This window comes from Kitasatospora sp. NPDC001225, from assembly GCF_053597855.1.
On the sequence record NZ_JBSFJC010000017.1, the window covers coordinates 80,675 to 90,746 of the forward strand.

Genomic DNA, 10,072 nt, shown 5'->3' on the forward strand with positions numbered 1-10,072 from the left:
GTCAGTGCACGTCGCCCATGAGGGCCTGGACCTTCTTGCGGTAGGTGAAGATGGCGAACCCGGCGAGGGCCGCGAGCGACGCCTGCATCGCGATGATCCCGGTGCCGTTGAGGCTGACGCCGGCCAGCGAGAGCAGGCTGGTGGTGCAGTCACCGGCGGTGACGGCGAGGAACCAGACGCCCATCATCTGGGAGGCGTACTTGCGCGGCGCCATCTTGGTGGTGACCGAGAGGCCGACCGGGGAGAGGCAGAGCTCACCGATGGTCTGGATCAGGTAGATCGAGACGAGCCAGAGCGGGGAGACCAGGGTGCCGTTGTCCGCCATGGTCATCGGGATGATGAAGACGAAGAACGAGACACCGACCAGGAGCAGGCCGATCGAGAACTTCACGATGGTGTTCGGCTCCTTGTCCCGGCGGGACAGCCAGAGCCACAGCCAGGCGAAGACCGGCGCGAACGCCATCACGAACAGCGGGTTCAGCGACTGGTACCAGGTGGCCGAGAAGCCGAAGCCGAACAGGTTGTCGGCGGTCTTCTTGTCCGCGAACAGGGAGAGCGTCGACCCGCCCTGGTCGTAGATCATCCAGAAGATCGCGGCCGCGGCGAAGAACCAGATGTACGCGGACATCTTGGACTGTTCGTCGGAGGTCAGGTCCTTGTCGCGCTTGATCCGGGCCAGCACGGTGATCGGGATCAGCAGACCGGCGATGGTCAGCGGGACGAGGGCCCAGTTCAGCGTGTAGACGCCCAGGCCGGCCACGACGCCGTAGAAGGCGGCGACGCCGAGCACCGTCAGGCCGGCCTTCTTCAGCAGGCGCTTGCGCTCCTCGGGCAGCAGCGGGTTGGGGACCTCGCTGCTCACCGGGTTCAGGTGGCGGCTGCCGAGCAGGAACTGGGTCAGACCGAGGGCCATGCCGATCGCGGCCAGACCGAAGCCCAGGTGCCAGTTGTACTCCTTGCCGATCGTCCCGATGACGAACGGGGCGACGAAGGCACCGAGGTTGATGCTCATGTAGAAGACGGTGAAGCCACCGTCGCGGCGCGGGTCCTCGGGGCCGTTGTAGAGCTGGCCGACCATCGTGGAGATGTTGGCCTTCAGCAGCCCGGAACCGAGCGCGACCAGGAGCAGGCCGAGGAAGAACGCCGCCTGGCCCGGGACGGCCAGCGCGATGTGGCCGGACATGATCACGAACCCGGCGATGGCGACGGTCTTGCGGGCGCCCCAGACCCGGTCGCCGAACCAGCCGCCCGGGTAGGCCATGAGGTAGACCATCGAGACGTAGACGGAGTAGATCGCCGTCGCCGTCGTCGCCTTCATGGCGAGGCCGCCGCCCTGGCTGCCGACGGCGGCGTCGGCGCCACCGGAGACCAGGTAGTAGATGAGCAGGGCGCGCATGCCGTAGTAGGAGAAGCGCTCCCACATCTCGGTCATGAACAGCGTGGCGAGACCTCGGGGATGCCCGAGGAAGGTCTTGCCGCTGGGAGATGCCGACGTCGCGTCGGTGTCCAGGGTCTTAGACGCCATGAGTAGTGGTTCCTTGCCTGACAGCGTCCGCGTAGGGGGGTGGGCGGCGGACGTGGACCAAACCACTCTACGTGGCGACATTTGGCTCTATCAGATGACAAAAGTCTTGAATCAGGTATGTGAATGGCAAAGTTGGCGACAAATCTGCCCGATCTATCGATGGTAGATGGGCGTGTCTTCCTTCGGTTTCAAGATCCAACAGGCGATTCTTCACCGAAGGGCCGGTCTGTTGCGCCCTGTTGAGCCCGATTGCGACCTTGTATAACGATCACGCTCTGTGAACTACCTCACAGGGCGTACGGGGATACCCCGGCGGACTACCATCACCACATGACCTGTGTGCTGCTCGCCGAGGACGATCCGGCGATCTCCGAACCGCTCGCCCGGGCCCTGCGACGCGAGGGCTATGAGGTGCTCGTCCGCGAGGACGGTCCGACCGCACTCGCCGCCGGCCTCACCGAGGAGGTCGACCTCGTCGTCCTGGACCTCGGCCTGCCCGAGATGGACGGCCTGGAGGTCTGCCGCCGCCTGCGTGCCGACGGCAAGAGCTGCCCCGTCCTGGTGCTCACCGCCCGCGCGGACGAGGTGGACACCGTGGTCGGCCTGGACGCCGGTGCCGACGACTACGTCACCAAGCCCTTCCGCCTGGCCGAACTGCTCGCCCGCGTCCGGGCCCTGCTCCGGCGCGGCAACGTCGACCAGCTCACCACCGGCGCGCACGGGGTGAAGATCGACATCGAGTCCCACCGCGCCTGGCTCGGCGACGAGGAGCTCACCCTGTCCGCCAAGGAGTTCGAGCTGCTGCGCGTCCTGGTCCGGGACGCCGGCCGGGTGGTCACCCGCGAGGAGATCATGCGGCAGGTCTGGGACACCACGTGGTGGACCTCCACCAAGACCCTGGACATGCACATCTCCTGGCTCCGCAAGAAGCTCGGCGACGACGCGGCCAACCCGCGCTACATCGCCACCGTGCGCGGCGTGGGGTTCCGGTTCGAGAAGAATTGACCCTGACGGAGACCGGGCCCTCGGCCCGCGGCGGCGGAACACCCCGGGGAGCGGCAGCGTGAAGCGCAGGATGATCAACTCGCTGCTGGGCGTCGTCCTGGTGGTCGTCGTGGTGTTCTGCGTGCCGCTCGCCCTGGTCGAGAAGCGGACCATCGTCAACTCGGCCCAGGACCGGGTGGACGCCGCCGCCGTCCGGGTGCTCGCCCTGGTCGAGAGCCGGCTCGCCGCGGGCGAGCCGGTCACCGGGCGGGCCTTCGAGAGCCAGGTCACCGAGGGCAGCTACGTCGAGGTGCAGGTGCCCGGCCAGCCGGTGGTCTCCGCCGGCGAGCGCCCGGCCGGGAACCACCTGCTGAAGGCCGTCGAGCGCGGCAACAGCGGCGAGACCGTCACCGTCGAGCAGTCCCGCGAGGACGTCGACCACGAGATCGCCAACAACCTGCTGCTGCTCGGCGTGGTCGCCCTGCTGGCCGTCCAGGCCGCGGTGGCGCTCGCCGTCTGGCAGGCCAAGCGGCTCGCCCGGCCGCTCACCGACCTCGCCGAGACCGCCGAGCGGCTCGGCTCCGGCGACCCGCGCCCGCGCGACCGCCGCTACGGGGTGCCCGAGCTCGACCGGGTCGCCGAGGTGCTGGACACCAGTGCCGAGCGGATCGCCCGGATGCTCACCGCCGAGCGCCGGCTCGCCGCCGACGCCTCGCACCAGCTGCGCACCCCGCTCACCGCGCTCTCCATGCGGCTGGAGGAGATCACCGCCCTCGCCGAGGAGCCGGAGACGGTCAAGGAGGAGGCGACCATCGCCCTCCAGCAGGTCGAGCGGCTCACCGACGTGGTCCAGCGGCTGCTCACCACCCAGCGCGACCCGCGCAGCCCCACCGCCGTCGCCTTCGACCTGGACGAGGTGATCAAGCAGCAGGTGGAGGAGTGGGGCCCGACGCTGCGGGAGCAGGGCCGGGTGCTCTCCCTGGAGGGGCTGCACGGGGTCACCGCGGTCGGCACCCCGGGGACGGTCGCCCAGGTGCTGGCCACCCTGATCGAGAACTCGCTGATGCACGGCGCCGGGACGATCACCCTGCGGATCCGGCCCTCCGGCACCTCGGTGGTGGTCGAGGTCCAGGACCAGGGCGCCGGCGTGCCGCCGGACCTCGGCAACCGGGTGTTCGAGCGCGCGGTCAGCGGGCGCAACTCCACCGGCATCGGGCTGGCCGTCGCCCGCGACCTCGCGGAGGCGGACGGCGGGCGGCTCGAACTGCTCTCGCTGAAGCCGGCGGTGTTCGCGCTCTTCCTCGGGCGCAGCCACCAGGACTGAGGGCCTGAGGCCGGCCGGGACGCGGCAGGATCCGGCAGGGGGATGCGGCAGGGGTATACGGCCGGGGATACGGCGAGCCCCGGCGGCCGGGTTCGGCGAGCCGGGGCTGCGCGGGGTACGAGGGCGGTGCGAGGACCGCGGGGCCTACTCGGCCTTGGCGAGCCGGATCCGCTCGGTGGCCAGCATCAGCTCGGCCTGCGCGGCCAGCTCCTGGCCGGCGGCGGCGCCCACCGACTGCTGGGCGGGCAGCTCGACGGTCTCCGGCACGGCCTTGAACACCCAGGTGCGGTACGAGACGAAGCGGAACACGGTGGCCACGGCGAGGCCGATCACCTTGGCGCCGATCTGCTCGTAGTGCGAGCGCAGGTCGAGCACGTACACCGAGAAGCCGAGGACGCCGGTCTCGATCAGCATGCCGATGCCGCTGTAGACCAGGAAGAGCGTGATCTCGCGCTTGCGGGAGGCGGCGTCGCGGTCCCGGTAGAGCCAGTAGCGGTAGCCCAGGTAGTTGGTCGCGATCGCGATCACCGTCGCGACGATGTTCGACCGCACCGAGGCCAGGCCCATGCCGTTGAGGCAGACCCAGAACACGGCGAAGTTGACCACCACGCCGCTCAGGCCGACGATGCCGAACTTCACCACTTCGCCCTTGAGCCCACGCAGCTTCTGCGCGAGTGAGGGTTCCGAAGCCGCGTTCGTCGCCATACCGGAGTGCCTCCATGTGCCTGCTGGTCGAAAGGGCCGGTCGCGGTCGCGCGGCCGCCCCTTGAGCCCTGCGTGCACGCACATGATCGGACCGCGCAGACCAGGACCTAGCCGTCCAGGCTACCCGCTTCCATCGAACGGCTCAGCCCCCAGGGCGCCAGGTTGACATCTACGCGCGTCCGCTCCAGCGGCCCCACCTGCGGCTCCACCGCCCCCGACCGGCCCGGATATCCTGGGCCGCGTGACTTCCCCGGGCAATGTGAATTTTCCAGTGGTGGGCATGATCGGTGGCGGGCAGCTGGCCCGCATGGCACACCAGGCGGGCATCCCGCTCGGGGTCAGGTTCAAACTCCTCGCCGACACGCCCCAGGACTCCGCCGCACAGGTGGTCTCCGACGTCGTCCTCGGTGACTACCGCGACCTCGACACCCTGCGCGCCTTCGCCGCCGGCTGCGACGTGATCACCTTCGACCACGAGCACGTCCCCACCGAGCACCTGCGGGCCCTGGAGGCCGACGGCATCGCCGTCCGCCCCGGCCCGGAGGCGCTGGTCAACGCCCAGGACAAGGGCGTGATGCGGGCCAAGCTGGACTCCATCGACGTGCCCTGCCCCCGGCACCGGCTCGTCGCCGACCCGGCCGACGTGACCGCCTTCGCGAACGAGGGCACCGGCTACCCGGTCGTCCTGAAGACCGTCCGCGGCGGCTACGACGGCAAGGGCGTCTGGGTCGTCGACGACGAGGAGCAGGCGCACGCCCCGTTCCTGGCCGGCGTCGCGGTGCTGGCCGAGGAGAAGGTCGACTTCGTCCGCGAGCTGGCCGCCAACGTCGTCCGCTCGCCCAGCGGCCAGGCCGTCGCCTACCCGGTGGTGGAGAGCGTCCAGGAGAACGGCGTCTGCGCCGAGGTCACCGCCCCCGCGCCGGACCTCGACCCGGCCCTGTCCGACGAGGCCCAGCAGCTCGCCCTGCGGATCGCCGGGGACCTCGGCATCGTCGGCCACCTCGCCGTCGAGCTGTTCCAGACCCGCGACGGCCGCATCCTCGTCAACGAGCTGGCCATGCGCCCGCACAACTCCGGGCACTGGACCCAGGACGGCGCCGTCACCTCGCAGTTCGAGAACCACCTGCGGGCCGTCCTCGACCTCCCGCTGGGCGACCCCCGCCCGCGCGCCAGGTGGACCGTCATGGTCAACGTCCTCGGCGGCGACTACCCGGACATGTACCACCCCTTCCTGCACTGCATGGCCCGCGACCCCGGGCTGCGGATCCACATGTACGGGAAGGACGTGAAGCCCGGCCGCAAGGTCGGCCACGTCAACGTCTTCGGGGACGACCTCGAAGACGTCCGCGAGCGCGCCCGCCACGCGGCCGCCTACCTGCGAGGAACGATCACCGAATGACCAACCCCCTCATCGGCATCGTGATGGGCTCGGACTCCGACTGGCCGGTCATGGAGGCCGCCGCCCAGGCCCTGGACGAGTTCGAGGTCCCGTACGAGGTGGACGTCGTCTCCGCCCACCGGATGCCCCGCGAGATGGTCGCGTACGGCGAGCAGGCCCACGGGCGCGGCCTGAAGGCGATCATCGCGGGCGCCGGCGGCGCGGCCCACCTGCCGGGCATGCTCGCCTCGGTCACCCCGCTGCCCGTCATCGGCGTGCCGGTGCCGCTGCGGTACCTGGACGGCATGGACAGCCTGCTGTCGATCGTCCAGATGCCGGCCGGCGTGCCGGTCGCGACCGTCTCGGTGGCCGGCGCGCGCAACGCCGGCCTGCTCGCGGTGCGGATGCTCGCCGCCTTCGACCCCGAGCTCACCGAGAAGATGACCGACTTCCAGGCCGAGCTGAACAACCAGGCCACCGAGAAGGGCCGGAAGCTGCGCGCCAAGGTGGCCGGTTCCGCGTCCTTCGGCTTCGGCAAGTAGTTCGGCCACCCGCGGGCGTGGGGTAGAACAGCACGCATGACCGCTGACCTGGACTCCCCCACCCCGCTGGACCGCGCCCGCGCCCTGCTGCGCACCGCCCCCGTGGTGGACGGCCACAACGACCTCCCCTGGGCGATGCGCGAGCAGGCCGGGTACGACCTCGGCGCGCTCGACCTCGCCGCCGACCAGAGCGACCGGCTGCACACCGACCTCGCCCGCCTCGCGGAGGGCGGCGTCGGCGCCCAGTTCTGGTCCGTCTACGTCCCCTCCTCGCTGGCCGGCGACCACGCCGTGAGCGCCACCCTGGAGCAGATCGACTTCGTCCACGCCCTGGTGGAGCGCTACCCCGACCGGCTGCGCCTGGCCCGTACCGCCGCCGACATGGAGGCCGCCCGCGCCGAGGGCCGGATCGCCTCCCTGATGGGCGCCGAGGGCGGCCACTCCATCGACTGCTCGCTGGCCACCCTGCGCGCCCTGTACGAGCTGGGCGTCCGGTACCTGACGCTCACCCACAACGACAACGTGCCGTGGGCGGACTCCGCGACCGACAAGCCGGCGGCCGGCGGGCTGACCCGGTTCGGCGAGGAGGTCGTCCGGGAGATGAACCGGCTCGGCATGCTGGTCGACCTCTCGCACGTCTCCGCCGACACCATGCGCGACGCCCTGCGGGTGAGCGAGGCGCCGGTGGTGTTCTCCCACTCCTCCTCGCGCGCGGTCTGCGACCACCCGCGCAACATCCCGGACGACGTGCTCGCCCAGCTGCCCGCCAACGGCGGCGTGGCGATGGCGACCTTCGTGCCGAAGTTCATCCTGCCCGCCGCCATCGAGTGGACCGTCGCCGCGGACGGGAACATGCGCGCCCACGGCTTCCACCCGCTGGACACCACCCCGCCGGCCATGGAGCGCCAGCGCGCCTTCGAGGCCGCCAACCCGCGCCCGATCGCCACCCCGGCCACCGTCGCCGACCACCTCGACCACATGCGCGAGGTGGCCGGCATCGACCACATCGGCATCGGCGGCGACTTCGACGGCACCGCCTTCCTGCCGGACGGCCTGGACTCGGTGGCCGGCTACCCCAACCTGGTCGCCGAACTCCTCGGCCGCCACTGGTCGGAGGCCGACCTGGCCAAGCTCACCTGGCACAACGCCGTCCGCGTCCTGCGCGACGCCGAGTCGGCGGCCGCCGGGCTGCGGGCGGGCCGCCGCCCCTCCATCGCCACCATCGCGCAGCTGGACGGCCCGGCCTCCTAGCCCAGCAGCGGGATCTCGATGGCCGGGCACCGGTCCATCACCATGGCCAGCCCGGCCTCCCGCGTCCGCCCGTACGCGGCCTCGTCCACCACGCCCAGCTGGAACCAGACCGCCTTCGCCCCGATGGCGACCGCCTCGTCCGCGACCTCCCCGGCGAGGTCGGACCGGACGAACACGTCCACCACGTCGACCGGGAACGGGATCTCGGCGAGCGAGGCGTAGCCCTGCTCGCCGAGGACCGTCTCGGCCTTCGGGTGCACGGGCACGATCCGCTTGCCGTACTCCTGGAGCACCCGGGCCACCCCGTACGCGGCCCGGGCGGTGTTGGTGGACAGGCCCACCACCGCCCAGGTGTCACCGGTGCGGGTGAGGATCTCGCGGACCGCCGCGTCGTCGCCGTAGCTCGTCATGCCGGTGGGAACGCCGGGCGGCGGTGCGGGATTCCTGCCCGGTCAGCTCGGGCGGCCCAGGGCGCGGTAGGTCCAGCCGGCGGCGCGCCAGGCCTCGGCGTCCAGGACGTTGCGGCCGTCGAGGAGGCGGCGCTCGGCGACCACGGCGCCGAGGACGGCCGGGTCCAGCTCGCGGAACTCGGACCACTCGGTGAGGTGGAGGACGACGTGGGCGCCCTCGGCTGCCTCCAGGGCGGAGTGGGCGTAGGCGAGGGAGGGGAACATCTTGCGGGCGTTGTCCACGGCCTTGGGGTCGTAGACGGTGACCTGGGCGCCCTGGAGCTGGATCTGGGCGGCCACGTTGAGGGCGGGGGAGTCCCGGATGTCGTCCGAGTTGGGCTTGAAGGCGGCGCCGAGGACGGCGACCCGGCGGCCCAGGAAGCCGCCGCCGCACTGCTCGCGGGCCAGCTCGACCATCCGGGAGCGGCGCCGCATGTTGATCGAGTCGACCTCGCGCAGGAAGGTCAGCGCCTGGTCGGCGCCGAGTTCGCCGGCCCGGGCCATGAACGCGCGGATGTCCTTGGGCAGGCAGCCGCCGCCGAAGCCGAGGCCGGAGTTGAGGAACTTGCCGCCGATCCGCTCGTCGTAGGCGAGCGCCTTGCTGAGCTGGGTGACGTCCGCGCCGGCCGCCTCGCAGACCTCGGCCATCGCGTTGATGAAGGAGATCTTGGTGGCCAGGAAGGAGTTGGCGGCCGCCTTGACCAGTTCGGCGGTCGCGTAGTCGGTGACCATGAACGGCACCCCGGCCGCGATCGGCTCCGCGTACACCTCGCGCAGCAGCCGCTCGGCCCGCTCGCTGTGGGCGCCGACCACGATCCGGTCCGGCCGCAGGGTGTCCTGCACGGCGAAGCCCTCGCGCAGGAACTCCGGGTTCCAGGCGAGTTCGGCGCCCTCGCCGACCGGCGCCAGCGCGGCCAGCCGCTCGGCCAGCCGGGCCGCCGAGCCGACCGGGACGGTCGACTTGCCGACCACCAGGGCGGGGCGGGTCAGGTGCGGCGCGAGCTCGTCCAGTGCGGTGTCGACGTACGACATGTCGGCGGCGAACTCGCCCTTGCGCTGCGGGGTGTTGACGCAGATGAAGTGCACGTCGCCGAACTCGGCGGCCTCCCGGGCGGAGGTGGTGAAGCGCAGCCGTCCGGTCGAACCCTCGTGCCCTGCCACGTGCTTGAGCAGCAGTTCGGACAGCCCGGGCTCGTACATCGGGACCCGCCCTGCGGTCAGCATGGCGATCTTGTCCGGGTCGATGTCCAGGCCCAGCACCTCGAAGCCGAACTCGGCCATCGCGGCGGCGTGCGTGGCGCCGAGGTAGCCGGTGCCGATCACGGAGATGCGGAGGGTCACGGGTTCTCCTTGGATGCGGACGCGACCAGTACGGATGCCCTGATGCTATCCGCCCGCCGGGGGCGCCCCGGGATCACCTGCACGCCGGAGGGGCCGTCCCACCGGTCGCCCCCGGGGCGCGGACATGAACGACCGGGCGGCCGCTGGACGCTAGGCAGCCGCAGGTCGGCGCCCTAGGATCTCTACTGAACGGTAGTTAACCGCGGATTCGACTCGCACCGGGCGTCGATCGGACCTCGATCGGGCCTCGCCCGGGCATCGGTCACTGAACGACGAGGCAGGCATCATGGCGGGCAGCGCAGGGGCGGCTGACTTCGATCTCTTCCGGATCTCCGAGGAGCACGGGATGCTCCGTGAGGTGGTGCGTTCGCTGGCCGAGGCGAAGATCGCTCCGTTCGCGGCGGAGGTGGACGAGCAGGGGCGGTTCCCGCAGGAGGCGTTGGACGCGCTGCGGGGGAACGACCTGCACGCGGTGCACGTGCCGGAGGAGTACGGCGGTGCGGGGGCGGACGCGCTGGCGACGGTGATCGTGATCGAGGAGGTGGCGCGGGTGTGCGCGTCGTCCTCGTTGAT

10 protein-coding genes are annotated in these 10,072 nt (G+C 71.2%); 6 read left to right on the plus strand and 4 right to left on the minus strand.

Features of this window, described 5'->3' with window-relative positions; all coding sequences use genetic code 11:
* Position 1: 1 nt before the first annotated feature.
* A complete protein-coding gene (locus ACWDCZ_RS08625) occupies positions 2–1,525 on the minus strand; it encodes a peptide MFS transporter (RefSeq protein ID WP_449815562.1) in 1,524 nt (507 codons plus the stop codon).
* A gap of 330 nt (positions 1,526–1,855) precedes the next feature.
* On the opposite strand from ACWDCZ_RS08625, the gene ACWDCZ_RS08630 reads away from it, so the two are divergent.
* Both ACWDCZ_RS08630 and ACWDCZ_RS08635 read left to right on the plus strand, forming a co-directional pair.
* Entirely contained in the window at positions 1,856–2,530 is a 675-nt protein-coding gene (locus ACWDCZ_RS08630; RefSeq protein WP_030058577.1) for a response regulator transcription factor, read from the plus strand.
* Positions 2,531–2,588: 58 nt separating this feature from the next.
* On the plus strand, positions 2,589–3,833 hold the full coding sequence (locus tag ACWDCZ_RS08635; protein ID WP_049650022.1) for an ATP-binding protein: 1,245 nt from the start codon (positions 2,589–2,591) through the stop codon (positions 3,831–3,833).
* A 144-nt stretch (positions 3,834–3,977) separates the two neighbouring features.
* On the opposite strand, the gene ACWDCZ_RS08640 is transcribed toward ACWDCZ_RS08635, so the two are convergent.
* Positions 3,978–4,538 (minus strand): GtrA family protein, encoded by a 561-nt coding sequence (locus tag ACWDCZ_RS08640; protein ID WP_049650021.1) that lies wholly within the window; start codon positions 4,536–4,538, stop codon positions 3,978–3,980.
* Between the two features lie 259 nt (positions 4,539–4,797).
* On the opposite strand from ACWDCZ_RS08640, the gene ACWDCZ_RS08645 reads away from it, so the two are divergent.
* From ACWDCZ_RS08645 to ACWDCZ_RS08655, 3 genes are read left to right on the plus strand one after another with little or no spacing between them, the layout of a single operon-like run.
* Entirely contained in the window at positions 4,798–5,937 is a 1,140-nt protein-coding gene (locus tag ACWDCZ_RS08645) for a 5-(carboxyamino)imidazole ribonucleotide synthase (protein WP_049650020.1), read from the plus strand.
* A complete protein-coding gene (gene purE, locus ACWDCZ_RS08650) occupies positions 5,934–6,458 on the plus strand; it encodes a 5-(carboxyamino)imidazole ribonucleotide mutase (protein ID WP_049650019.1) in 525 nt (174 codons plus the stop codon). The genes ACWDCZ_RS08645 and purE overlap by 4 nt, the downstream gene beginning before the upstream one ends.
* A 36-nt stretch (positions 6,459–6,494) precedes the next feature.
* Positions 6,495–7,709 carry a dipeptidase gene (locus tag ACWDCZ_RS08655; RefSeq protein WP_074003877.1) on the plus strand — a complete coding sequence of 405 codons (1,215 nt, stop codon included), beginning with the start codon at positions 6,495–6,497 and terminating at the stop codon, positions 7,707–7,709.
* Here the strand turns inward: ACWDCZ_RS08655 and ACWDCZ_RS08660 are convergent.
* A complete protein-coding gene (locus ACWDCZ_RS08660; protein ID WP_449815563.1) occupies positions 7,706–8,119 on the minus strand; it encodes a CoA-binding protein in 414 nt (137 codons plus the stop codon). The genes ACWDCZ_RS08655 and ACWDCZ_RS08660 overlap by 4 nt on opposite strands.
* A gap of 42 nt (positions 8,120–8,161) precedes the next feature.
* Positions 8,162–9,499, minus strand: coding sequence for a UDP-glucose dehydrogenase family protein (locus ACWDCZ_RS08665; RefSeq protein WP_416873560.1), 1,338 nt, complete (start codon positions 9,497–9,499; stop codon positions 8,162–8,164).
* Between the two features lie 286 nt (positions 9,500–9,785).
* Here ACWDCZ_RS08665 and ACWDCZ_RS08670 point away from each other — a divergent pair.
* A partial coding sequence (locus ACWDCZ_RS08670; protein ID WP_449815564.1) for an acyl-CoA dehydrogenase family protein occupies positions 9,786–10,072 on the plus strand: 287 nt, incomplete at its 3' end.